Origin of the sequence: Cronobacter sp. HA18003 (assembly GCF_011605905.1) — a bacterium.
In the GTDB taxonomy this organism is placed as follows: Bacteria; Pseudomonadota; Gammaproteobacteria; order Enterobacterales; family Enterobacteriaceae; genus Cronobacter; species Cronobacter sakazakii.
This window is the reverse complement of sequence record NZ_JAANQO010000024.1, coordinates 102,906-127,626: the sequence shown is the minus strand read 5'-3', so window position 1 is coordinate 127,626 and position 24,721 is coordinate 102,906. Positions and strand designations below refer to the sequence as shown.

General features: G+C 58.0%; 16 protein-coding genes and 1 pseudogene. All 17 read right to left on the bottom strand.

All coding sequences use genetic code 11. From position 1 onward, the window contains the following. Position 1: 1 nt before the first annotated feature. The 17 genes and pseudogenes from G6041_RS17110 to tssF all read right to left on the bottom strand — a co-directional run bounded on the left by G6041_RS17110 (position 2) and on the right by tssF (position 24,721). Positions 2-433 (bottom strand): DcrB-related protein, encoded by a 432-nt coding sequence (locus G6041_RS17110; protein ID WP_012126135.1) that lies wholly within the window; start codon positions 431-433, stop codon positions 2-4. After that, positions 430-2,361, bottom strand: coding sequence for a type VI secretion system Vgr family protein (locus tag G6041_RS17105; RefSeq protein ID WP_041460638.1), 1,932 nt, complete (start codon positions 2,359-2,361; stop codon positions 430-432). Before G6041_RS17105 ends, G6041_RS17110 begins: the two co-directional genes overlap by 4 nt. A 702-nt stretch (positions 2,362-3,063) precedes the next feature. Then, a complete protein-coding gene (locus G6041_RS17100; RefSeq protein ID WP_041460754.1) occupies positions 3,064-3,582 on the bottom strand; it encodes a hypothetical protein in 519 nt (172 codons plus the stop codon). Between the two features lie 100 nt (positions 3,583-3,682). Then, positions 3,683-4,117, bottom strand: a complete 435-nt coding sequence (locus G6041_RS17095) for a hypothetical protein (protein WP_012126139.1) — start codon at positions 4,115-4,117, stop codon at positions 3,683-3,685. A gap of 301 nt (positions 4,118-4,418) precedes the next feature. Next, positions 4,419-4,847, bottom strand: a pseudogene (locus tag G6041_RS17085) (RHS domain-containing protein); the annotation flags it as partial. Between the two features lie 72 nt (positions 4,848-4,919). Further along, positions 4,920-5,462 (bottom strand): DUF4303 domain-containing protein, encoded by a 543-nt coding sequence (locus G6041_RS17080; RefSeq protein WP_012126141.1) that lies wholly within the window; start codon positions 5,460-5,462, stop codon positions 4,920-4,922. Further along, positions 5,462-9,481 (bottom strand): RHS repeat-associated core domain-containing protein, encoded by a 4,020-nt coding sequence (locus tag G6041_RS17075; protein WP_085406977.1) that lies wholly within the window; start codon positions 9,479-9,481, stop codon positions 5,462-5,464. Before G6041_RS17075 ends, G6041_RS17080 begins: the two co-directional genes overlap by 1 nt. Before the next feature lie 218 nt (positions 9,482-9,699). Continuing rightward, complete coding sequence (locus G6041_RS17070) at positions 9,700-10,380, bottom strand: ankyrin repeat domain-containing protein (RefSeq protein WP_012126143.1); 681 nt, start codon at positions 10,378-10,380, stop codon at positions 9,700-9,702. Positions 10,381-10,477: 97 nt separating this feature from the next. After that, positions 10,478-11,773: a DUF4150 domain-containing protein gene (locus G6041_RS17065; protein ID WP_012126144.1), complete on the bottom strand. Its 1,296-nt coding sequence runs from the start codon at positions 11,771-11,773 to the stop codon at positions 10,478-10,480. Next, positions 11,766-12,920, bottom strand: a complete 1,155-nt coding sequence (locus G6041_RS17060) for a DUF2169 family type VI secretion system accessory protein (protein ID WP_012126145.1) — start codon at positions 12,918-12,920, stop codon at positions 11,766-11,768. Before G6041_RS17060 ends, G6041_RS17065 begins: the two co-directional genes overlap by 8 nt. Position 12,921: 1 nt before the next feature. Next, positions 12,922-15,060: a type VI secretion system Vgr family protein gene (locus G6041_RS17055; protein ID WP_015387111.1), complete on the bottom strand. Its 2,139-nt coding sequence runs from the start codon at positions 15,058-15,060 to the stop codon at positions 12,922-12,924. 140 nt (positions 15,061-15,200) lie between these two features. Next, a complete protein-coding gene (locus G6041_RS17050) occupies positions 15,201-15,962 on the bottom strand; it encodes an ankyrin repeat domain-containing protein (RefSeq protein ID WP_007889010.1) in 762 nt (253 codons plus the stop codon). After that, positions 15,959-17,389: a hypothetical protein gene (locus G6041_RS17045; RefSeq protein ID WP_007853550.1), complete on the bottom strand. Its 1,431-nt coding sequence runs from the start codon at positions 17,387-17,389 to the stop codon at positions 15,959-15,961. Before G6041_RS17045 ends, G6041_RS17050 begins: the two co-directional genes overlap by 4 nt. 124 nt (positions 17,390-17,513) lie before the next feature. Further along, complete coding sequence (locus G6041_RS17040) at positions 17,514-18,947, bottom strand: serine/threonine protein kinase (RefSeq protein WP_012126147.1); 1,434 nt, start codon at positions 18,945-18,947, stop codon at positions 17,514-17,516. Positions 18,948-18,977: 30 nt separating this feature from the next. Then, entirely contained in the window at positions 18,978-21,593 is a 2,616-nt protein-coding gene (gene tssH, locus G6041_RS17035; RefSeq protein ID WP_007889015.1) for a type VI secretion system ATPase TssH, read from the bottom strand. 216 nt (positions 21,594-21,809) lie between these two features. Next, positions 21,810-22,853, bottom strand: coding sequence for a type VI secretion system baseplate subunit TssG (tssG, locus tag G6041_RS17030; protein ID WP_007889019.1), 1,044 nt, complete (start codon positions 22,851-22,853; stop codon positions 21,810-21,812). Next, positions 22,850-24,721, bottom strand: coding sequence for a type VI secretion system baseplate subunit TssF (gene tssF, locus G6041_RS17025; RefSeq protein ID WP_012126148.1), 1,872 nt, complete (start codon positions 24,719-24,721; stop codon positions 22,850-22,852). The genes tssG and tssF overlap by 4 nt, the downstream gene beginning before the upstream one ends.

Here is a 24,721-nt window from a genome sequence, read left to right as displayed (position 1 = left end):
CTTACGCTCCCTCTCCAGGCGTAAATTCCAGCCCCGCTTTAATGGATTCCCATACCGCCAGCGCGTCGTCATCAAACGGTGCGGTGCGGCTCATCGCCATCACCAGCAGGTGATCGTCAAGCATGGTGGTGGCGAGCTGTTCATAAACCGTCACGCCGTGGTTTTCAAAACGCATGGCGACTTCCCGCGCGGGCCTGCCGCCCACCTGCGTATCAGTGACTTCATCACCCGTGAACTTTTTCATGTCACGTTTGATTTTGGCGACCTGGCTTTTCAGGTAAGTCTCTTCTTCGCCAGGCTTGACGTCCCAGGCGCGGGTCAGCACCAGGGAGGCACCCGCTTTCGGCAGTGACAATATCGTCATGCTGCGATCCTGAACTGCTTCCGGCAGCGTCAGCGTCCCTTCTGATAACGTATATTTCACCTGGCTCATGCCTGTCCCTCTCCGTCGGAATTAAATGTTTTTGCCACTTCGTTCTGGATATCCCCAGGCGTCGGCGCGACGTTTGACGCTTTGTCCGGTTCATTCTTAAGGTTCAGATCGAGCGTGCCGCCGGTATTGATTTGCCCTGTGCCGCTGGCGTTGATCGCGAATTTTGTACAGTAGAGATTGACCTCGCCGTTCGCGCTCATTTCCAGCACCGAATCGCCCGTGACCAGGCGAATACCAGTCGCGGAAGAAACGGTGACCGTGCCCTGGCCCTTGATGTCGTACTGCCCCCCGACCAGCTCATTGCGGCTCATCTGAATGGCGTGTTCCTGCTTGCCTTCAACCTTGCCGGTGTAGTCCTGCTTTACAGAAAGTATCCGCGAGCCGCCGACGCTGTGGGTTTCATCTTTTTTCACTTTGGTATCAAGGTTGCGCTCGGCCTGCAGCCACACCTGCTCCTCGCCCGCCTTGTCCTCAAAGCGCAGGGCGTTGGCGTTATCCGGCGAGCCGTCCTTCGAGCGGCTTAAAAAGCCCATCTGTGTGGCCGCCGCCGGCAGCGCCCACGGCGGCATGCTGGCTTCGTTGTACACGCGGCCCGTTATCAGCGGACGGTCCGGGTCGCCGTTGATGAAGTCCACCACCACTTCGTCGCCCACGCGCGGTATCTGCACCCCGCCGAAGCCCTGGCCCGCCCAGGCGCTGGAGACGCGCACCCAGCTGGAGCTGGTGTCGTCACCCTTGCCGAGGCGGTCCCAGTGGAACTTCACCTTCACGCGGCCATATTTATCCGTCCAGATGCTCTCACCCTGCGGGCCGACCACCTTCGCCGTCTGCGGGCCGTAGGTGCGCGGCCACGGCGTCTTCTGCGCCGGGCGGTACGGCACGTCCGCCGGTATCACCTCAAAGCGGATTTCGTGCAGTGTGTTACTGTCCGGGCCGCTGGCGTAGCGGTTCTCCTCGAAGCGGTAGTGGGCGATGGTGGTGAGGTACTCGCCGTTGTCGCCGAAGAACGGGGCGTTGCGCAGCACAAAGGTGTGGCCGGGCGCGATGCCGAGCGCCGTCGCGGTGCCCTGCGTCTGGCGGTGCTCCACCTGCCAGCGCTCCTGGCGGATGCGGGCGTAGAACTCGCCGTGACCGTGCTCCACAAAACGGCCCGGCCAGTCGTAAACGTCAATACTCCCCGGCTGCGGCGACAGCGGGTTCTGCCGCGCCTGGAACAGCCAGGCGTTCGGCTTGCGGAAGTCGTAGTCGTCGAGGCTGTAGATGCCCGGCGTCACGCTGTCTTCCAGCGCCCACTGGCTGATGCCCTCTTCGTCTGTGCTGCCGCCTGAAGGGGTCACATGGTACGGAATGGTCTCGTAGCCGGGGAACGGCTCGTACTGGCCGGGGGCATCGGTGAGGATGAGCGTGTGGCGGTCCTGCTCGTGGCGGAAGTGGTAGGCGATGCCCTCCAGCTCCAGCAGACGGCTGATGAAGTCCAGGCTGCTCTCCTGGTACTGCACGCAGTATTCCCAGACGCGGTAGCTGCCGGAAAGGCGCTCTTCCATGTTCACCCGGCTTTCGCCCAGCAGCGTTTTCACTATCTGCGGCACCGTCTGCCCCTGGAAGATACGCAGGTTGCGGTCGCGCTGCATCGGCCACAGGTCCGGCTCCACCGTCAGCTCATAGGCCGCATAACGGGTGCCGGACAGCTCCACCGCGCTCACCGCCACGCGGGTCACCTTGCCGTTGAGGTAGCGCGGCGTCATCAGCGCCTGGGTCGGGATGGTCACCGTCACCGGCTGCCCCAGCAGCGCGCTGCGGTCGGCGCGCGCATCGGTGCCGAGCAGCGTCAGGGTGAACATGAACGGCTCCGACAGCGCCTCGCGCCCGGAGAGTTTCCAGAAAAGCAGCCCCTCGACCGGGAGCTGAACGGTGATTCGGTTGAGCATAACTTCCATCCCTATGTGTATATGCGGTGCATACCAGAGCCGGAGACATCCACCTGGCTATGCCCGTAAATCACAGCACAGCAGCAAATGACGCATACCTTTCAGGCTTCTGGCCGCGCAGCAGACACTCTGCCAGAAACACTTTGCAGTTTTAGTTAATTTCATATTGCAGGCGACATGAAATTTCATAATACGGCTACCGCTGCCATAGCCTCGATCGAGGTTAAGCCATATCAGGAAATGTCAGGTAACGAAGCGGTAAAAAAGACGCTATACAAACGCCACGCGCTTGCTGTGCAAATATACCAATAAGTGACTCATCGAAAAACCGCCATTATTCTGAATATACAGACTAATCTGATTCCACTGACTGTAAGGATTGATGGTTGGGATAAATTCTGACGACTCGCGCACTATTTTTATGGAGAGCGTCACTAATAACGCGCTGAAATATTCATGAAAGAAAGAGAATTTTCTTTTACTTACCGCGCTGAGAAAGGCTTTTTATATGAAAGGATAATATTTAGCTTAGGGGAACCACTAATTATGGTGGGTAGGGTAAATAACGGATTATTTACCCCGGCGCGCAAGAGGTTTTCTGCGTGATTCTGGATGATAGAGGCTGTTGCGGGTGTGGCGGTGGGCGCTCAGCGGCGAGCGCGGTGCGTCGTGCCGGCATCATCACTCAGGCCGCGCCGGGCATTACTTATCCCGGCTAATAATGACGTTACTCAGGCAATCAGGCGTTTTCTCGCTAAAGCTGAACGTGACAGCCTCGCCAGACGCACCGGCAGGCGTGGTGTAGCTGGTTACTTCATTCCCGGAATGGCCGCGCGGGGTGTCGGTTATCGTCAATACGGGGTAATGCTGTTTGATGTCGTTAAGCGTCAGGCACCGCCCCTGCCAGTGAGAGATAAACAGCAGCGTTTTCTCCTGCGGCTCTCTACTCAGCCGTAATTCAATGTCGGTCAGCTTCCCTGACGCAGTAAACGCGACATCTTCCGCCCGGTAAAAATTGATGTACTCGTTCTGAGAATCCAGCTGGAATGTTAAAGGCGCATGGTTAAGCGTGGCGACGTTGATATCCGCTAAGGATGACCGCATCGTACTAATAAACTGCCAGAGGCTGGCAGAGGATGTACTGGCTGAAGCGCCGCAAATTATTAACATCGTTATTAACGCAGCGGTAATGACCTTTCCGGTATGGCGAATGAAAATCATATTATCCTTAAGGACTGACATTGGAATTTCATGTATTCACTATGAATCATCTTATTAATGTCGGACAGGCAACAGATAGCGGTTTATCAGTGTAATACTGTTACCTGGATTGCATACCATCACGGTTACGAGTCAGGGTAAATGTTTGCGGCGCATAATAGCCACCTTTTACAGGAATCTTGATGAGCCGCCACGTCATCCTGTCGCCTTCAACCTCAAGACTCGCCTGCCCGTTAACGCCGCCAAAAGTAGAATCAAACGCCACATCGGCCCGGTTGCCCGTACTGATACCGCGCAAATTCGTCTCCCCAGGCGCGGCGCAGTCGATACGGTTGCCGCGCTGCGTGATGTAACAGTAAGTGCCGTTTATAATCTGCGCGTTTTGCTTCAGGTCCAGCGTTAGCACAGATCCTGCCGCATTCTCGCCTTCCCACTGGCCGGAAAACCTTTCATCAGCGAACGCACTCAGGCTACAGAGAGCCAGAAAAAGTAAGAGCTTTTTGGGATGAAGCAGCATGAGCGTTAAAGGCATCATATCAGTCCTTGAATGCGCGGTATGGTAGGGATGTAGTCTTTTATAAATATCAGGAAGCTAGTGTTATAAAAAATACTTATAAGTCTTAATGAACCAACTCAGATTATCTGAAGGCTCATTAATTTCTAAAGCAGAAGCATGATCAATTCCCGGTTCGCCGGGGATAGTAATATAAAAGACAATATTATTTACGTTACTGCCGAGAGAGACACATAGCTGTTGTTTTGCCTTTTTCATGGCACTTACATAGAGATTAATATTTCTTCCTCTTTCAGGATCAAAGTCATATCCTTCAGGCAGTATCGGCCCGCCAGGCAATTTCGCCGCCCGCGCCCGTCAGCTCGCGCGGCATCCCCGACACATCGTTGTGATACCAGTACACCTCTGCGTCGTGTTCGGTGTCGCCCTTGCCCAGACTGATTTGCGCCAGCGGCGCGAAGCTGTCGTCTTCGTAAATCCACAGGTGGCTGCGCCCGCCGCGTAATTCACTCAGCAGGCGGTTGCCGTCCCACACAAAGGTCGTCACGCCGAACGCGTCCTGCTTCCAGCTGCGTCTGCCGAAAGCGTCATAACCATAGGTGGTGCGCTGCTCTGCGCCGTTACGCACCGTGACGGATTCCGCCAGCTGATGCTCCGCGTTCCACCGGAACCGCTGCGTGGTATGCCGGGCGATATGTTTGGCGGTGACGTTGCCGAAATTATCGTAATCCCAGCGTTTGTCTTCATAGACAATAAATAAGTATAAGGTGAGAATGGATTTATATTAGTTAAAAAAAAAGGCCGTTAAAGGCCTTTTAAAATTTTATAAAAAATATTTGTACGTTTCTAAAAACCAGTTTAGGTTCTCTGAAGGTTCATTAATCTCTATGGCAGAGGCATGATCAATTTCCGGCTCACCAGGAATAGTAATATAAAAAACAATATTATTCACATCATTGCCGATAGTATCACATAGTTGTTCTTTTGCCTTTTTCATAGCACTTATATATAGGTTAATGTTCCTTTCTCTTTCCTCATCAAAATCATAGCCTTCTGGCAGTAAAGGCAGGATGCTTTCATTATAATGCTCCATCATTATAGTGGTGAAAGAACGTACACCGACATCATCATTATCGTCAAAAAATCCGAGAACCCAAGAATATCCCTCCCACTCTATTCCCTTATGGATTTTTTCAAGACTTTCCTTTGTGGATATGGCCATGTAACTAGATAAACCGTCATCGTCCAATACCAAAACGACCCCATAAATATTATTTTCTTTATTATATTTCTTATATAACCCTAAAAACTCCTCTTGGATTAATTTGTTTAATTTATCCAATTGCATGCTATGCCAATTTTCCATTACCTATATCCTCCAAATACATCATGACCGATTTCTTGTAACTTCTGCTTAAGAAGATTTGTCCTATCGCTGCCTGTCAATTTTTTGCATTTACTTATTTCCTTGATTTCTTTATCAGCTTTGACTAGTGCGTCTGCAACTTTTTTTGCATTTTTTTCGGTATGGACCCCCTCTCCGTTATTGGCAATCATAAGATTCGCAGGGTCATTTACAGGATCGATACCATATCTTTTAAGAATAGCTTTCGATCTTGATAAATGCGGAGCCAGTGATGTCCCTTGGTATTGTCCTTTAAAAACAATATGATGACCATGAGGGTTTGTCATACCTGCAGGTATAACGTGACCATTTGCTAAAGCTTTCGCTAACCAAGATCTTGAAGCCAACCCCAGAGGATCCACCCACACCAGCGGGTTCGGCGCATACTGGTAAAGGTTTATCCCGCCCGCGAGCCCTATCGGGTCCTGACTGATAAAGCGCCCCGCATCCGGATCATAGTAGCGGAAGCGGTTATAGTGCAAACCCGTCTCGGCATCAAAATACTGCCCCTGGTAGCGTAACGGCTGATACACCGGCTCACCGGCGCGTGTCTCAATGTGTTCCACGCGAAGCGTGTTGCCCCAGGCGCGGTATTCGGCCCGCCAGGCAATTTCGCCGCCCGCGCCCGTCAGCTCGCGCGGCATCCCCGACACATCGTTGTGATACCAGTACACCTCTGCGTCATGTTCGGTGTCGCCCTTGCCCAGACTGATTTGCGCCAGCGGCGCGAAGCTGTCCTCTTCGTAAATCCACAGGTGGCTGCGCCCGCCACGCGATTCACTCAGCAGACGGTTGCCGTCCCACACAAACGTCGTCACGCCGAACGCGTCCTGCTTCCAGCTGCGTCTGCCGAAAGCGTCATAACCATAGGTGGTGCGCTGCTCTGCGCCGTTACGCACCGTGACGGATTCCGCGAGCTGATGCTCCGCGTTCCACCGGAACTGCTGCGTGGTATGGTGGGCAATATGCTTGGCGGTGACGTTGCCGAAATTATCGTAATCCCAGCGTTTGTCCTCATACACCCGCAGGCGGTTATCGTGCAGCGGCGCCGCGCCGTTGTCGCTCAGGAGGTTGTGGGCCGGGTCAAAGGCGAAATGCTCTTCGCGGGCGCGGGTCAGGCGGCCCAGCGCATCGTAGTCGTAGCGATGCTCGCCCGTATATTTATCCACCATCTGCAACAGCTGACCGTCGCTCCGCCAGGCGTAATCACGCGCGACCGCGATTTTCCCGTTACGTCCCGCGCGCTGGCTGACCAGCCGCCCCATTTCATCATGGACATACTCGCTGCTGATGGTGCCCTGCGTGCGGCGAATTTCCCGGTGCAGCACATCGCGCTCGCTTTCGCTGATAACCCGGTTGCCGAGATTCACCTGAATACGGTGGCCGCTGCCGTAGTAGAAGTTTTTCAGCTCGCGGCCATCCGGCAGGGTGGTGACGGTGCGGTTGCCGAGCTCATCATACTGATGACGTAATTCATGGCTGACGCCGCGAATAAGGTTACGCTCAAGCGTCAGCTGGCCGGCGGCGTCCCACTCCAGCTCCACGCGGCCGCCGTGGTTGATGCCCGCAATCAACCGCCCAAGGGAATCATACCGGTAACGCGTGCGCTGCCACTGGTCCTCGCCACTGCGCGCGACCAGTTTTTCCAGCAGCCTCCCGGCCTCGTCACGCTGGTAATGCGTGCGGATGACACTGCCGTCTCCGTTGCCTTCTTCCTCGCGCACCGTCGGGAAGCCGCCCGCGTCATAGCGGTAACGGGTGGTGCAGCCGTCAAACCCGGTCTCGCGGATGAGCGAGTCGCGCAGGTCATATTCCATCTCATAACGCGCGCCGTTTTCATTGATCAGCGTGATCAGGCGGCGCGCCAGGTCATATTCATATTTCACCTGATGCCCGAGTGCATCAATGCGCGCCAGCGGCAGGCCATCCGGCGCCAGTTTCCATTGTGTAAGTTGCCCCTGCGCGTCGCGCCAGGCGGTAAGGCGCTGCCAGCGGTCAAACTCAAAGGTCTCCGTCGCGCCATCCGGGTGAACAATACTCAGCGGCAGGCCATCCTGCCGGTTGTTTATCAGCGTGCGGTTGCCCGCCGCGTCAATCTGCTCTTTCAGCCAGCCATATTTGTCATAGCCGAAAGTGGTGGTACGCCCGGAACAATCCGTATGGCTGATAAGAAAGTTGGCGCTGTTCCAGGAGAGGCGCTGAATACCCGCCGCCGCATCGCGAATGCGCACCAGGTTGCCGCGATCGTCGTGGTTATATTCCGTGATACGGCCCAGCTCATCCATAAAACGAATCAGGTTACCGGCCACGTCATAGGCGTATTCGCGTGTGCCGCCCTGCATATCGGTGACGCGCACCGGCAGGTTCCAGCGTTCGTGGTAGTCGATGCGCGTCATCTGTCCGTCCGGCTCAGTCACGGCGGTACAGTTGCCGCGCTCGTCGTAACGGTAGCGCGTGACGCGACCCGCCGGGTCGGTCATCTGCGTCATTTGCCCGCGAACGTTGCGACGGAACCGGGTATAGCCGCCAGCGGCGTCCTGATAGGCCAGAAGCTCATGGTTGTCGTCATACTCGTACCGCGTCACGCGCCCTAATGCATCAGTTACCGTGGTGCTGGCCGCGCCATACTCAAACCGCCATTCGCCGCCGAGACTGTCGCGATGCGCCAGCACTTTCCCGGAGGGCTCGTGTTTATCGTAGTGATAGAAACACTCCATTTCGCCCGCGCGGCGGTGCGCCACCATGATGTGGTTGCGGTAACGAAATTCGCGCAGCACCTCGCCCTGGCCATTCCTGACGGCGATGAGATCGCCCTGCGACGAGTAGTCATAGCGGCACAGGCTTTCGGCGTTGAGCGGGTCAGAGGGGTGACAGACGCTGACGCCGACAATACGTTCAACCGTGTCGTTATCCGCAAGCGTAAGCCTGGCAAAATGGACGATAAAACGCCGTCCGGCGCTGTCGGTTATCTGCTCAGGCTGATGATGCGCGTTGTAGTGCAGCGTCAGGCGGTTGTCATGCCGGTCGCTTATCACTGTGAGCAGCCAGCGATCCGGCTGCGCCTGGTGCGTGAAATGCCAGCAGCGCGCTTCATCGGCGGTAAAAATACGGAACTCGCCCGGCTGTGGCTGCGAAAGCGAAAGCTGTTCATAACGGTGCAGCCTCGGCGGGTGGCCCGGCTCTGGCCACGGGAACTCGATTTCGCGCCCCTGTTCATCGATAAACAGCAGGATGTCATCCTGCGCGCGAACCTCCAGCGACAGCGGTAAAAACCATCCTTGCCCGAGCCAGCCGTTGCCGATTTCATCGGAAAAATAGTAGCGTTGCCAGTTAAGCGGCACGGATGCCGGGAAGGAAAAGTCGTTATCTTCGTTACCGAACAGCACTTTAATGCCCAGAATGGCGTTAACCGGGCTGCCGACCAGCGGCTCGACCGCGGCGGTATTCGGGATTTTGCACGGCTCGGTCTCTTTTTTCGCCTTGCCTTTATCGCTGCCGCCCTTTTCACTGCCCGCTTTTTTGGCTTTGACCGCGTCTTCCGCGCCTTCTTTGGCGGCTTTGCCTTCGGCTTTGGCTGCCGCTTTTTCGGCTTTAAACGCGGATTTTTCGGCGAGTTTCGCGGTTTCTTTTACCAGCCCTTTCGTCGCGCTGGCCGCTTCTATGGCTTTACCGGCTTTCACCGCCATTTTACCGGCTTTAAATGCCGCGCCGCCGCCCGGAACGAAGTTCGCCGCTGCGGAGGCCGCAGATAATGCCGCGTTGCCGTAGTCGCCTTCAGCGGCATAAATCGCCGCGTTCGCGCCATCGGCGACGACGCCCAGCACCGGCACCGCCCCTAAGACATCCAGCCCGGTATGGACAATATCGCCCCAGTCGCCCCACCAGCTTTTCTTTTTAGGCGGGTTAGCGCTGCCAGCCGCGACCTTGCCTTTCGGTGCCGGCGCATATTGTAATTTACCGATAGTATTTCCTGTCGCCATGTAAATTCCCTGCGATGGATTGCGTGTTCTTAATAAAAGCGTTCGGGTTTATTGTGTTGCGCAATAAACGCAATAATATCTTTTTAAAATGTGTCGGTAATAACGTTACCTTGCATAATAGTAAACAGTGGTATTTAGCATTAAATACCCATCAGAACCGGACGCCTCTCAAAAGTAAATATCGCCCCCGGACAGGAGCGATAGAATAAGAAAATAAATTAATCAGCCGCGGGTGGCCAGTGTAACCCCTTGCGAATAGCGAGTTGACGCACCTCTTCTAACTTATCCGTCGTTCTTTTATTGCTGTCTTTTTCACGCTCGATGGCATCGGCCAGTAGCTTCCCAAAATTCAGGCCGTTCTGGTTTTCAATATTCGGGTTGGCACCATAATTGAGTAAATATTCAACCTGATCCAGTTCCATGCCTGCTAATGCCACCATTAATACCGTTTTCCCGGCACTGTCGGTTTTATTAACATCAGCCCCTGCCGATAGTAGATATTTCATGACGGAAAATGAATTATCTGAAGCTGAATTAAAAATTAAAGGCTGGTAGTTGGTCATGGCGTTGGGGCTAAGGCCGCCTTCAATCAGCGCTTTGATATAGGCCGGGTTGTTGGAGCTTGCCATCACCGCAGCCGGGCTGCCGAAATCCGGGATATCCTGAAGCGGATCCGCGCCCGCTTTCACAAGCGCCGTCACAATCTCCAGCGATGTCGCATCGCCATTAGTCGCCTCTAATAGTGCGTACATCAGCAATGTCATTTCCTGGCTGCCAGGTTTATTTAAGTTTGTGCTTTTGGCTAATGCTTTTACTTCGGAAAGATTATGCTCAGCAATAGCCTGAGCAAGCTGTAATTGCGTACCGCTAAAATAAACTTCCGGCGCTGCTTGTTTCATATTTGTACTTCCATGACCAGGTATTACGACAGAAAAGAGTGCCAGTCCTGCGAGGAGACTGCAAATTAGCCTTCGGAACGTCTTCATTCTGATCTCCTTATAAAGCCATTAGTATAGCCTCATCCTCTGCTTTTTCTGCTTCGATACAGGGAATGACCTGGCTCATAAAATGGCGGTTTACTGGGTTGCCCTGGCCGCCCGACATATCGTGTTTGATGCCCACTGCTGCAGGTAGCGCGGCAATAACTAACCCTACGCCCGCGCCAATAATCCCGCCAAACACCCCGCCGAGCTTTGCGCCCAGCGCGCCAAGCGCCCCAACCACGCCGAGGGTACCCAGCACGCCAGGCTCCTGCAGGCCGGTTAACACTTCACCTTTAACGCGGTAGGCGTTGATGTTCTCTGAGGTGACGCTCTTCTCAAGCACTTTGCCGCCGTATTTCTCAACCGTTCCGCTGTTAAGGCCCGCCGCGTTGAACGTCCAGCCCGGCTTATTGCTGGCGCGCGAACAGGCGGAGGCGAGCCCGCCGCCCAGGGAATGGCCGACACAGTCAACGGGCGCGGGAGATCTTTTCAGAGAGGCGCCAATTTCAACCGCTTTTTTATAATACGGGTTGCTGACACCAAACGCCTGTTTGGCATTGACGCCCCAGTCCGGCCCCGATTGCGTGCCGCGAAAGACCACCGAAGGTTTCATATCCTTGCCGAACACCGCTTCGTCTGGCTCATACATCCGCGCACGAAACTGCGGCGCGCCATTAGCACGTAAGTCGTTCGGCGAAAGGTTATATTTGGCGAGCGCCTGCGGGTCGTTAGAGATATCTTTCCAGCCTGCCGGGATCTCAGGAGTCGGTTTCGACGGATCGCGGGGCTCATACACGTAATCCGCCAGACGTGCCTTCTCCACCGCCACGTTATTCTGCTCAAGCCGCTGTGCCGCCGCCTGCGCTTTTGGGTCGCTGCTCTGTTTACCTTTCGCGATAAGCGCCTTACGCCGCTCCCAGGTCTCTTTCTTGGTGAAGTTTCCGCCACGGCCGCCGTTGGCTTTGCCGTTCATGGCAAACGTATCCTGCACGCGGTTGAGCGGACGCCCGCCGACGTTGGTATCCGGGCTGTGTTCGAGAGACCAGCAGTCGCCCTCCACCGTACCGCTGACCACGCCTTTATTGCGCCCCGCCGCATCGCCAATGGTGGTTGGCACAAAGCTCTGGTTATAAACAAAAGCGGGGTTACGGCCAAAATTCACCGAATCAACGGTGCTTTTTGAGGGCTCCAGCGTGGCGGTCACCGGGTAAGGCACCGGCGGCTGGATGCCCGGTGTAAAGCACATATCGGGGGCCAGGCAGACCAGCTTATATTTCCCGTTTTTACGGGCGGCAAAGTTCTCAGCCATGCGCGCCTCTTTTTTCCTTCAGGTTTAACAGCGACGGGGGCAGCGGCAAAAAGTCTGCCGACTCGCGATCGCTCAGCAGCTGCCGCGCACGCGCGACCTGCGCGTGACGTTCTTCACGCGCGACAAAGCGCAGCTCGGTCATCACCGGCTCCATCAGCTCTGAGATTACCGTGCGATAGCTGCAATGCACTTTACGCGCGGGTACATCCACCACCAGCGTGTCGAGCGTCATGTCCTGCGCGACCCCGGCCCCTTTCTGCGTCATGATAAAAACAAACAGGCTTTCCACCGGCACCTGAAAGCGAATCTCCTGATCGGCTTTGTCACGCGCAGAGATAAGATATTTCAGCGTCACCGGTATCGCGCTTAATGGCGCGGGCAGCGGAAACTGCAACAGCGGATGCGCGCCGCACCAGTAGTCAAAGCGAAAATCCTTCGGCAAAAAAGGATGACGGTTCTGCTTCCAGTTTTCGTCATAGGTACCGGCGTGCTCAATGCGTCCCTTCCAGCCGCGGCCATAGAAACCAAACCCGGCGGCCAGGCCCGCTTCATCAATCTTTTTCACCGGCTGGGTGACCCACTCAATTTGCGGGGCGGGCAGCCGGTCTTTTTTCAGGTGCTTTCTGACCTCGCGTGGGTACCAGCCCATCCCGACCGTGTTTTCCTGGGCTGCGACCACCTGATCGTCCGGCAACGTATACATCCCACCCGCCGCATATTCGTAGCGCAGCTCCAGCGTCTGGAGGGGTTCAGGATCGGTCAGCCGCCAGCCTGCCATCACGTTCCACCACTCGCGTGGCCCGTGAATACGTAACAGACGGGTCGTGTCGCCAATCTGCACGCCCACTGTAAAGCTGCCCGCGGGTTTATCCTGCGGCGCCCAGGCGCTGGCGTTAATGACGACATCCATCCAGGGTTTATAGGGCGCCAGATCGCTTTCAAACCGGACGCTACTGTAGCCCGGCTCGCCGTAATGAAGATCCTGTTCAACAAGTTCGCCCTGATCGTCGCACAGCGTCAGCGCGCCCGTGGCGATATCGAGGTCGTAACTGACCCTGGCGACAACGGTGCTGAAGCCGTGATCGTTCTGGTCGAACGAATCAAACAGCATGGCCGGAAAGGCGCTGAGATTAGAGAAGTTTTCCATATCAGTTGATATTGATTTCCGTACCGTCGATGTCGATAACCTTTTCGCCGACCATCTTGATCTTGTTGGCGCTAAGCGTAATGGTGCCGTTCTGTTCCAGCACAATCATCGATTCCCCGCAGACCAGCGTGATTTTGTCTTCCGCGCTGAAATCCGCTGTCGTGCCCGCAGACAGACTGAGATCTTTGCCTGAGTTCACCGAATATTTAAGCGCCACGTTATGCATCTGCATCGCGCCGACGTTGGTCATCCAGCCTGCGCCGACGTTCAGCACATATGCCGCGCCAATATTGGTGTTTTGCGCGAGACCGACGTTCAGCATGGAGGCGAGCGCGATGGTTTCGGTTTTGGTCTTATCGACGCGCAGCGTCTGGGCACCGTTAACGGTCACGCTCTGGTTTTGCCCGATACGCACGTCTTCGTTCTGATCGACCGTCTCGGTACGGTTGGAATGAATAGTGATGGTTTCATTGCCATCCACCGTCTCTGTGCGGTTCTGATGCACCGTGATCGTTTCATTTTCCACGACCGTTTCCGTGCGGTTTTTCTTCACCGTCGTGGTTTCATTCGCGCCAATGGTTTTGGTGCGGTTGCTGCCTACCGAATGCGTTTCGTCGTTCTCGATTTCGGTATCCATGTTCTTTTCAGCATGCAGCCACACCTGCTCCTCGCCCGCCTTGTCCTCAAAGCGCAGGGCGTTGGCATTATCCGGCGAGCCGTCCTTCGAGCGGCTTAAAAAGCCCATCTGTGTGGCCGCGGCAGGCAGCGCCCACGGTGGCATGCTGGCTTCGTTGTACACGCGACCCGTTATCAGCGGGCGGTCCGGGTCGCCGTTGATGAAGTCCACCACCACTTCGTCGCCCACGCGCGGTATCTGCACCCCGCCGAAGCCCTGGCCCGCCCAGGCGCTCGACACGCGCACCCAGCTGGAGCTGGTGTCGTCGCCCTTGCCGAGCCGGTCCCAGTGGAACTTCACCTTCACCCGGCCATATTTATCTGTCCAGATGCTCTCGCCCTGCGGGCCGACCACCTTCGCCGTCTGCGGGCCGTAGGTGCGCGGCCACGGCGTCTTCTGCGCCGGGCGGTACGGCACGTCCGCCGGTATCACCTCAAAGCGGATTTCATGCAGGGTGTTGCTGTCCGGGCCGCTCGCGTAGCGGTTCTCCTCGAAGCGGTAATGCGCGATGGTGGTGAGGTACTCGCCGTTATCGCCGAAGAACGGGGCGTTGCGCAGCACAAAGGTGTGGCCGGGCGCGATGCCGAGCGCCGTCGCGGTGCCCTGCGTCTGGCGGTGCTCCACCTGCCAGCGCTCCTGGCGGATGCGGGCATAGAACTCCCCGTGACCGTGCTCCACAAAGCGGCCCGGCCAGTCGTAAACATCAATGCTCCCCGGCTGCGGCGACAGCGGGTTCTGCCGCGCCTGGAACAGCCAGGCGTTGGGCTTGCGGAAGTCGTAGTCGTCGAGGCTGTAGATGCCCGGCGTCACGCTGTCCTCCAGCGCCCACTGGCTGATGCCCTCTTCGTCGGTTGAACCGCCGGACGGCGTGACGTGATACGGAATGGTCTCGTAGCCGGGGAACGGCTCGTACTGGCCCGGCGCGTCCGTCAGCACCAGCGTGTGGCGGTCCTGCTCGTGGCGGAAGTGGTAGGCGATGCCCTCCAGCTCCAGCAGGCGGCTGATAAAGTCCAGACTGCTCTCCTGGTACTGCACGCAGTATTCCCAGACGCGGTAGCTGCCGGAAAGGCGCTCTTCCATGTTCACCCGGCTCTCGCCCAGCAGCGTTTTCACTATCTGCGGCACCGTCTGGCCCTGGAAGATGCGCAGGTTACGGTCGCGCTGCATCGGCCACAGGTCCGGCTCCACCGTCAGCTCATAGGCGGCATAACGGGTGCCGGAAAGCTCCACCGCGCTCACCGCCACCCGGGTCACCTTGCCGTTGAGGTAGCGCGGCGTCATCAGCGCCTGGGTCGGGATGGTCACCGTCACCGGCTGCCCCAGCAGCGCGCTGCGGTCGGCGCGCGCGTCGGTGCCGAGCAGCGTCAGGGTGAACATGAACGGCTCCGACAGCGCCTCGCGCCCGGAGAGTTTCCAGAAAAGCAGCCCCTCGACCGGGAGCTGAACGGTGATTCGGTTGAGCATAGTCTTCATTCCATAATGTCTTATGCGATCGCGTGCGTAGCGGCAAAGCAGAAAGGGAGAAAACCCGCGGCATCAGAAATGATATCGCCTGCATAATCAGGAATTATGCAGGCGCGTCAGCGGGTAAGGTCGTGCAGGAATTATTTAACCGGGGCGGGCGGCCATTTTCCGCCGTGCTCAATGAGCTTCTCTTTTATTTCGTTCAGCGATTGATAATGTTCGCTGCCTTCCTTAGCACCATTCAACAATCGTTGCAGTTGGTTACCCATCGTCCAGCCATTGTCGGCTTTGATTTCCGGGTCGGCGCCGCGATCAAGCAACAGCAGAACATGGTCGTGTTTCCCGTAATCCAGCGCGTCGATCAACAGCGTATTGCCGAGCGAATCAGTGATGTTGATATTCGCGCCCGCATCCAGCATGGTTTTGAGCGTGTCAGTATTTTTGGCTTTGATCGCCTGAAATATGATGGGCTCATGGAATGTTTTATCTTTCGCGTCCGGAGATAAGCCGCCGTCGAGCATCGCCTTGATCCAGTCGCCGCTGTCGGCTTTCAAAACATATTCGGCGGGGCTGCTTTTACCCTCCGGGCGCGGCTGGAGCGGATCGGCTCCTGCCTTCACGAGAACGGTAATAACCTTCAAATGTTCTGGCGTTTTTTTATCGTTGATGGCGTTCATGATAGACCAGAACAACAGTGTCATATCGTGCTGGCCGGGTTTATTCAGGTCGGTTTCCGACGCGAGTTTTTCGACGTCTTCAACCTTGCCGTCTTCGATAGCTTTAGCAAGCGTCAGTTGCTGGCCGCTAAAGTAGTCCTGCGGATTTAAATCCATATTTTGCTTACACCCCTGAATCATGAAGGTAAAACACAGCGCGAGGCATCCCCAAAAGAGTTTGTTCACAGGCGGCTCCCGATGATGGCAATATCCTCATCTTTTTGCTGCTCGATACAGTTAATCGCCTGCCCGATGCCGTGGCGATCAAGCGCGCCTCCTGTGCCACCGGGCAAATCGTGTGGAATGCCTGCGGCATTTGGCGCGAACGCCGACACGCCCTCTTTTAAAAGCGTCGGCACAGGGAGGCCTTCCATCGACTTAAGGTCTTCCCAGACATTCACTTCCTGCACTTTCGTCAGCAATTCGCCCTCAACGCGGTAGGCCTGGATATCATCGGTTTTACCCAGAATGCTGCCCCCATATTTTTCCACGGTGCTGCTATGCAGCCCGGCGGCGTTGAAGGTCCAGCCCGGTTTACCGCTCGCCATGGAGGTCGCAGAGGCGAGGCCTCCCCCTAGTGAGTGTCCGGCGACATCAATATTCTGCCCGGATTTTGCCAGTATGTTCCCCAGATTGACTGCCTTCCTGTAATAGGCAGATTCCATTCCCAGACCCTGCGCGCCGTTATTAGACCAGTCAGCGATATTTTTTATCGGTTCGGACATTGATACGAATTCAGGTGCTCTCGACCCCCTGAAAACTAACGTCGGGTTCATGTCATTACCAAATACGGCAGTATCCGGTTGATAGACACGTGCCAGAAAATCAGGTGCCTCTTCGTTGTCGTAAAGCATATTTTTCTTCAGACCAAATTTATTCAGAGCATCGACATCATTACTGATGTCCTTCCACCCCTCCGGCACGTCCGGCGTCGCCTGTAACGGATTCGTGGTTTTATAGATATTCTCCGCAAGCTTGGCTTTTTCGACGGCGATGTTGTTATCGGCAAGACGCTTCGCGGCAATCTGCGCATCAGGGTAAATGCTGTTGTTGCCCTTGCTGATGAGATCTTTTCGCGCCTGCCAGCGTTCCGCCTTGGTCATCGCTTTTAGCTGCGCGGCGGTCTGCTTCATATCTTTGCCCGGCGTCGCCAGCTCAGGGCCCGCTGCGGCTTTCGATTTCACCACCTGGGTTGGTCTGACGGTCGGCGGCGGAAGCGTCCGATAGACACGCACCATCGAGCCGTAGCGAACGATGATGTAACCCAACGGAAACATCAGCGACCGGGGCGCGTGGGTCGGCTCCAGCTCGCCTTTTTCATTGATGTAATAAAGCTCGGTGGTGGGCGACCAGGGCCGCGAGCTTTCATCAATCGCCACCAGGTTGCCATGCCAGAATTCATCGGCAATCAGCTTGCGTAAGTCACGCCCGGACTGATACGGATTCGCGCGGGTAGAAGGTTGAAACAGCTCGTAACGCGTAAACAGCGAGCGCACGGCGTTATCCGGCACAGACATTATCCACTGCGCGGCGATGTCAGGACGCATGATCCTCTCAAACTGCGCAGGGGGGATGAATTCCTTGAAAATAGAGACAATTTTGATGTGGTACATACGTGTTGTCCTGTAGCGGGTATTCACCTGCCGGCATTTTATGAAGGTATAAGCCGGAGACAGGACGGGAGGCGTCGTGGGGTGGCGGCGGGTAATACGCCGCCGCTAACGCCTCCCGGTATCCTTACGGGTTTACAAGCCAGGTACCCGGACGGGAGACATTGATGGTCTGACTGCGGGTCTGGCCGCGACCTTTGATGATCAGCTCATAATCGCCGGTCGGCAGTTGCAGCGAGGCGAAGCCGTTCTCAGCCGGCGTCACGGTCTGCGTTTTGCCGTTAAGCGCCAGCTGCTCGCCCTCGCCCATGCGCACGTAGATCTGCGCCACCAGCGCGCCCTGTACCGGCGCGTTTTGCGCAGGCGCGGCGTCCTGCGTGGTCGTGGTCGCCGGCGCGGTCGTGGTGTTCTGCACTGGCTGCTGTACTGGCGCTTGTTCACGCGGCGCGCTGTCGTTGCTGGCGGTTTCCGGCGCAGGGTTATCCCCGCTGCCGCCAAACAGCAGTCCGCCGGCAACCAGGCCCACCAGCACGCCTGCGGCAATCAGCCCCGGCATTTTGTAGCGGCGCCAGCCGGTCTCGGCGGCAGGCGTGGTCTCTTCTTCTTCCACCGGCACCAGCATGGTGCCCGGCTTTTTGACGCTCATGACGTCATCGAGCCCGGCCACCGGCATTTCAATCAGCGCGGCGAATTCATCAATCGACTGCGGACGGTCTTCCATTTTCAGCGCCAGCGCACGGTCGATGGCCTGTAACAGCGGCAGCGAATAGCCTTCCGGGCGCAGCTCGGCGAGCGGACGGTAGCTGTCAGCGATGCTGCGCACCACGCTCACCGGCGGCGGCGAGCCCATAATCAGCGTATGCAGCACCGCGCCGAGCGCGTAGATATCGGTCCACGGGCCCTGCTCGCTTTCGTTGTCGTCGGTGTACTGCTCAATCGGCGCAAAGCCCGGACGCAGCATGGTTTCCGTCTCATCGGAGACGTTGCCGATACTGCGGCGCGCGGAGCCGAAATCCAGCAGCACCGGCAGGCCGTTATCCTGGATCTGGATGTTATCCAGCGAGATATCGCGGTGCAGGTAGCCTTCGTCATGAATCGTTTTGATGGCCCCGAACAGCATCGGCAGCGTGCGGCGGATCCACGCCTCGTTGATCATCTCCGGGTGCTGTTTGCTCAGGCGCGACAGCGTGGTGCCGCTGTAGAACACGGTGCCCATATAGGCGGTGTCGTTTTGCACCCAGAAGCGCAGCACGTGCAGCAGGTTCGGGTGGTTAAAGCGCGCCAGCAGACGCGCCTCCTGGATAAAGCTGTTCAGGCCCGCGGTAAACGCTTTGCTGAAGCGGTCGCTGCGCAACACCAGGCGCATGTCGTCATTACGCACCGCCAGCGACGACGGCATAAACTCTTTAATCGCAATGGTACGCTCAAGCTGATGATCCCAGGCGCGATAGACAATGCCGAAACCGCCACCACCAATCACTTCCTTAATTTCAAACTCATTGAAACGGTAACCAATCGGCAGGGCGTTGGGTACAGTCCGGTTGTTTTCGTAATCCGTCATGTTTGGAAAACTCTCTGCTTGATGATGGCGTTACGCCGCAAACTGACACTGAAACTCGCCCTGCTCGAACGTCACGCGCAGACGGCGATATTTCTCGTCCTGCGCGCTGGCGGTGAGCAGTATCTGGCTCATCTGCGGCAGCAGGGTGTTGGTAAGGATCGCATCGACCATACGGCCGCCGGATTCCACCTCGGTGCAACGCGCCACAATCTGGGTAATTACGCTGTCGTCGAATTCGGAAATAATACCGTGATTTTCCTCAAGACGACGCTGGATCCGCTTAAGCTGCAATTTCACAATTTCGGCCAGCATCGCGTCGCTTAACGGATAATACGGCACAACCAACAATCGGCCCAGCAGTGCAGGCGGAAAAACCTGCAAAAGCGGCTGACGCAGCGCCGCACTGAGCGCATCCGGCTCCGGCATCAGGTCCGGGTCGGCGCACATGGCGCTGATAAGATCGGTGCCGACGTTAGACGTCAGGATGATAATCGTGTTGCGGAAATCGATATGACGCCCTTCGCCATCTTCCATCCAGCCTTTATCGAACACCTGGAAGAAAATCTCATGCACGTCCGGGTGCGCTTTTTCAATCTCATCGAGCAGCACGACGCTGTAAGGACGACGACGCACCGCTTCGGTCAGCACGCCGCCTTCGCCGTAGCCCACGTAGCCCGGAGGCGCGCCTTTCAGCGTGGAAACCGTATGCGCTTCCTGGAACTCGCTCATGTTGATGGTGATAACGTTCTGCTCGCCGCCGTACAGCGACTCGGCGAGCGCCAGCGCGGTTTCGGTTTTACCGACGCCGGACGGGCCGCAGAGCATAAAGACGCCCACCGGCTTGTTCGGGTCATCAAGGCGCGCGCGGGAGGTGCGCACGCGTTTGGCGATAAGCTCAAGCCCATGACGCTGGCCGATAACGCGCTGGTTTAGCGTGTCGGCAAGCTTCAGCACCGCGTCTATCTCATTTTTCACCATGCGGCCCAGCGGGATGCCGGTCCAGTCGGAGACCACCGCCGCGACGACGTTCGCGTCCACCGCGGCGAACAGCAGCGGCGCGTCGCCCTGAACGGCGGCCAGCGCCTTCTGGCGCTCCGCCAGCGTCTCGCGCAGCGCAGGCTGGGCTTCTTCATCGGCCATATGCAGCTCGGCGCGCAGGGCGATAATCGCATCCACCAGCGCGCGCTCTTCTTCCCAGCGGGCGGTCAGGGCGTCGCGTTCGGCTTCCAGCGCTTCACGCTCAGCGTTCAGACGCGCCACGCGCTCGCCGTCGCCCACCGCCACGCGCGCTTCGCGCTCGGCGATTTCTGCTTCCACTTCCAGCGCCGCGATGCGGTGCAGGCAATCTTCTAACTGCGGCGGCGGCGCGCTCTGGCTGACGGCGACGCGCGCGCAGGCGGTATCCAGCAGCGCGACGGCTTTATCCGGCAGCTGGCGCGCCGGAATGTAGCGGTGCGACAGTTTCACCGCCGCGCTGACCGCTTCGTCCAGCAGCAGCACGCGGTGATGTTTTTCCAGCGGCGAGACGGTGCTGCGCAGCATCAGCACGGCTTTTTCTTCATCCGGCTCATGCACCTGCACGGTCTGGAAGCGGCGCGTCAGGGCCGGGTCTTTCTCGATGTATTTTTTATATTCCGCCCAGGTGGTCGCGCCGATGGTGCGCAGCTGGCCGCGCGCCAGCGCCGGTTTCAGCAGGTTGGCGGCATCGCCGGTGCCCTGCTGGCCGCCCGCGCCGATAAGCGTGTGGATCTCATCGATAAACAGCACAATCGGCGTGGCGCTGGACTGCACTTCATTGATAAGCCCCTGCAGACGCGCTTCAAATTCGCCTTTCATGCCCGCGCCCGCCTGCAACATGCCGATATCGAGCAGCCACAGCTGCACGTTTTGCAACGGCTCCGGGACATCGCCCGCGGCGATGCGGTGCGCCAGGCCTTCCACGACCGCGGTTTTACCCACGCCCGCTTCACCGGTCAGCAGCGGGTTGTTCTGACGGCGACGCATCAGAATATCCACCATCTGGCGGATCTCTTCATCACGCCCGACCACCGGGTCGATTTTGCCTTCACGCGCACGCGCGGTGAGATCCTGGCCGTACTGCGCGAGCGTGCCCTGCTGCACCGGCGCGTTACCGGCGGCGTCCGGCGCGGCGGCGACCGCCTGCTGGGCCTCTTTGCTGCCCGCGAAGATGGCGTCGAACTGCTCGACCAGCAGGTCGGCGCTGATGCGGTTGAACTGGCTGGAGATGCCTTTCAGCACGTTCGCCAGGTTAAAGGTTTTCAGAATGCCGATCAGCAGATGCCCGCCGCGAATGCGCGTCACGCCGAATTTCAGCGAGCCGTACACCCACGCGCGCTCCACCGCGCTGTCGATATGCTCCGAGAGATCGGAAACGGAACTTGCGCCGCGCGGCAGGCGATCCAGCGCCGCCACGATATCCCGGCTCAGCGCCTCTTCATCCAGTGAAAAATGGCGGATCAGATGTTGTAAATCCCCGTCCTGCTGCTGCATCAGCTGATGCAGCCAGTGCGCCAGCTCCACATACGGGTTGCCGCGCAGCTTGCAGAAGGAGGTGGCGCTTTCCAGCGAGGTAAACAACAGCGTATCCAGTTTGCCGAACAGTACGGCACGGCTGATTTCTGACATGATCGGTTCCGTTTGAAGATGATGAAGTGTGTGTCAGATAACAATGCCCCTCCCCGGCCGTTTCCTGCCAGGAGACGGCGGAAGACGGGGCAGGCATGAAGTCTGGTGTTTGATGTAATTTACGCCCGGTATTTTTCAGAAAATCGCGGGCGGGCATGACAATAAATTGGTTATCCCTCGCCCCGCCATTGCGCAAAGCAAACGGGGCGAAGCTGATTAACTTTCCGCGCGAAAAACCAGATCGCCGCGCGGTTGCGGGGTGGGCTGCTTGCCAAGCCAGGCGCTGTAGCCGAGGCGGCCCGTGCCGCCAGGCGTGACGCCTTTTACCGCGTCGGCGCGCAGGATAACGCGCACCTCCCACTCATACTCGATGCCCATATACTGACGCACCCAGTCGCGCAGCTCCTCGACCCACGGCTCGCCGGGCAGAAAACGCTGGTAGGTCTCTTCATCCAGCGGACCAAGCTCAATGCGAAATTTATGCTGCACGTCACGCACCGCCACGCCGAGGAACGCCGCCTCGCCGAGACGCGGCATCCGGCGGCCCGCGCCGAGACGCGCTTGCTCACGCTCGGTTAACGGCATCCACTGCGGGATGTTCTGCACAATCGTCACCGGCACGTGGAAATAGTGGCGCAGAATTTTTTCAAGCCCTTCGGCGTCGCGCCCGTTGCGCGTCAAATGGCCGACCAGCGAATAGCGCGCGTGGTGGCTGAGGCTGCCCTTTTCCATCTGCCCCGGCTGGCCCATGCCGATAAGCGAGGCGAGATATTTTTCAATGCGCGGCCCGTCAGTGCGGTCGAGCGACGCGGTCGGCTGGGCGTCGGCCCAGGCGCGGTAGAACAGCAGCGTCAGGCGGTGATGAAACAGATCCGCGAACGCGCTCAGGCTGTCGTCCTGGTGGTGATACAAACGCTCGCGCGCATATTCGGTCAGGTGCATCGGCAGCGGGCCGTTCGGGCCAAACAGGCCGAAGCTTAAAATCGACACATCGTACAGCGGCGTGTTGTCGCGCGGTTTCACCGCGGCGAGCGTTGACGGCGCAAAGGCCATCGACGGCTGCTGGCCGATGCGCAGCGGCTCAAAGCGCGGCAGCGGCGCGCGGCCTAAACGGTAGCGTTCGCCGCCCTGCGCGTCGAGACGGCGCAGCATCTGGAACAGATCGTAGCGCCACGGCGCGGCCATCATCTGTTGCCAGTAATTCTCCGGCAGCCGGGAGGCGCTTTTTACCGGCGCAGGTTGTGGCTGCGTCTCACTCATATCAGCGCCCTTTTACCCATTCGCGGCCCCCAGTAGCCCACTTCGCCGCGCTGCTGGCTCTTGAGCGTGAACTCGGTGAAGCTGTTCATAGAGACCAGGCGTGCAAAGACGCGCTCCAGCACGCTGCCAAGCAGCCACGGGCTGGAGCCGGAAAACGCCTGCTCATCAACGGTCATCGAAATTCCGACGCCGCGGGCGAACACAATCGGGCCCGGCTCCGGCACGCGGCGGTGCACCGGCTCCAGCACGCAGTGGCGAATGCCGTCAATCTGGCGCGCTACCGGCGCTTCCGCCAGGCGCGCATAGAGGCCGAGTAGCTGGCGCAGCGCCGCCGCGCCCTCGCCATCTTCGGCGTCCATCAGGCTTAAGTAGTTCATTTGCAGCTGGCTGATAAGCCGCCAGGTGCTGAAGCCTTCGGCCAGCGCCGGGCGCGGCGGCGTCGGCCCTTTACGCATGGTGAGCGCGCGCACCGGCATGGAATCCGGCAGCACAAACTGGCCCATATCCTGCGCCAGCATCAGCGGCAGATCGCGGCTGGTGCACATCACTTCAGCGGTGATATAGCGCAGTTCGTCGCGCCACGGCGCGTGGCTTGCGTCCACCAGCGATACAAACGCCTCGGAGCCGACATAGCCGGTACGCGTGCCGTAGCGCAACGCGTGTTCCGAGAGCGCGCGATGTTCGCGGCGCAGCGAGAAATACGCGCCGTAGTTGCCGCCGTCGCGGCTCCAGGTGCTCCAGAACGGGCGGAAGATCTGGTCGTCGCGCTGGCCATCTTCGCTGGCGTAAATTTTACTGACCGAGAAAATCTCGTAATCGAGCGGGCGGATGTTATCCACTACCAGGTGATATTCGCTTAAGCCCTCGGTGAGCTTCTGGCGCTCGGCGATTTTCGGGAACAAATTGATGACCGGCGTGCAGTGCATCGCGAGATGGCTTTTATCCACCACGCGCTCCAGCGGCGTGTCGGTTTTATCCAGCAGAATGATGATATCGAACGCATTCGCCTGCCCGCTCTGCGCCAGCAGCTTGCCGATACCGCGCAGGCTTAAAAACTGGAAGCGCGCCGGGAACGCGAAATATTCCTGCAACAGGCGGTAGCCGTCGAAATTGCGCAGATCGTCCGGCAGCAGCGCCTGGTCAGCCTCAAAGCCTTCCTGACGCAGCGCGTCGTCGGCGAGCACCACGCGAGAGGGTTTCGGGCCGACAGTCTGGCAGAAGATGCCGACGCGGTGCTCCATCAGCAATTCCAGCAGTTGCAGCGCCTGGATATCCGGCCCGCTCAGGAAGAAGTCGAGGCGGTCGAAATCGAGATGGTTGAGCAGCACCGGGCCGTCGCACGCGATGCGCACGCGCAGGGCGCTGACCGCGCCGCGCTGGCTTAAACCGAGCTGGCTTAACGGCGCATCGGCCGGCACGCCGCCTAACTCCACCTGGCTGATATGCAGCGGCAGCAGGCGCACGTCATGGGCGGTGGCGTAGCTACAGGTGACGCCGTTCTTTTTCAGAAGCTGGCTGTCCATCATCGTGCCGCGCGGCACCACAAACCCGTTGCTCAGATCCCCTTTGGCGCTGTCCGGGTGCAGTTCGGCTATCGCCATTGACGGCGTGGGCGCCAGATAATTCGGCGCGAGCATCTCCAGCAGGCGCTGGGAGAAGCGCGGAAACTCGGCGTCCATTTTGAGCTGTACGCGGGAGGTGAGAAAGGCGAAGCCTTCCATCAGGCGCTCGATGTACGGGTCGGCGACTTCAATCCCGCGCATACCGAGCCTGCCCGCCACTTTCGGGTAGCGTTCGGCGAACTCCGCGCCCATTTCGCGCAGATACGCCAGCTCTCGGTTGTAATATTCGAGCAGTTTACTGTCCAT

Excerpts from the sequence above, each read along its gene's own strand:
- tssF (WP_012126148.1), bottom strand. The coding sequence starts at position 24,721 with ATGGACAGTAAACTGCTCGAATATTACAACCGAGAGCTGGCGTATCTG.
- G6041_RS17075 (WP_085406977.1), bottom strand. The coding sequence starts at position 9,481 with ATGGCGACAGGAAATACTATCGGTAAATTACAATATGCGCCGGCACCG.
- tssG (WP_007889019.1), bottom strand. The coding sequence starts at position 22,853 with ATGAGTGAGACGCAGCCACAACCTGCGCCGGTAAAAAGCGCCTCCCGG.
- G6041_RS17105 (WP_041460638.1), bottom strand. The coding sequence starts at position 2,361 with ATGCTCAACCGAATCACCGTTCAGCTCCCGGTCGAGGGGCTGCTTTTC.
- G6041_RS17070 (WP_012126143.1), bottom strand. The coding sequence starts at position 10,380 with ATGAAACAAGCAGCGCCGGAAGTTTATTTTAGCGGTACGCAATTACAG.
- G6041_RS17095 (WP_012126139.1), bottom strand. The coding sequence starts at position 4,117 with ATGATGCCTTTAACGCTCATGCTGCTTCATCCCAAAAAGCTCTTACTT.
- G6041_RS17055 (WP_015387111.1), bottom strand. The coding sequence starts at position 15,060 with ATGCTCAACCGAATCACCGTTCAGCTCCCGGTCGAGGGGCTGCTTTTC.
- tssH (WP_007889015.1), bottom strand. The coding sequence starts at position 21,593 with ATGTCAGAAATCAGCCGTGCCGTACTGTTCGGCAAACTGGATACGCTG.
- G6041_RS17060 (WP_012126145.1), bottom strand. The coding sequence starts at position 12,920 with ATGGAAAACTTCTCTAATCTCAGCGCCTTTCCGGCCATGCTGTTTGAT.
- G6041_RS17100 (WP_041460754.1), bottom strand. The coding sequence starts at position 3,582 with ATGATTTTCATTCGCCATACCGGAAAGGTCATTACCGCTGCGTTAATA.
- G6041_RS17080 (WP_012126141.1), bottom strand. The coding sequence starts at position 5,462 with ATGGAAAATTGGCATAGCATGCAATTGGATAAATTAAACAAATTAATC.
- G6041_RS17045 (WP_007853550.1), bottom strand. The coding sequence starts at position 17,389 with ATGTACCACATCAAAATTGTCTCTATTTTCAAGGAATTCATCCCCCCT.
- G6041_RS17065 (WP_012126144.1), bottom strand. The coding sequence starts at position 11,773 with ATGGCTGAGAACTTTGCCGCCCGTAAAAACGGGAAATATAAGCTGGTC.
- G6041_RS17040 (WP_012126147.1), bottom strand. The coding sequence starts at position 18,947 with ATGACGGATTACGAAAACAACCGGACTGTACCCAACGCCCTGCCGATT.
- G6041_RS17110 (WP_012126135.1), bottom strand. The coding sequence starts at position 433 with ATGAGCCAGGTGAAATATACGTTATCAGAAGGGACGCTGACGCTGCCG.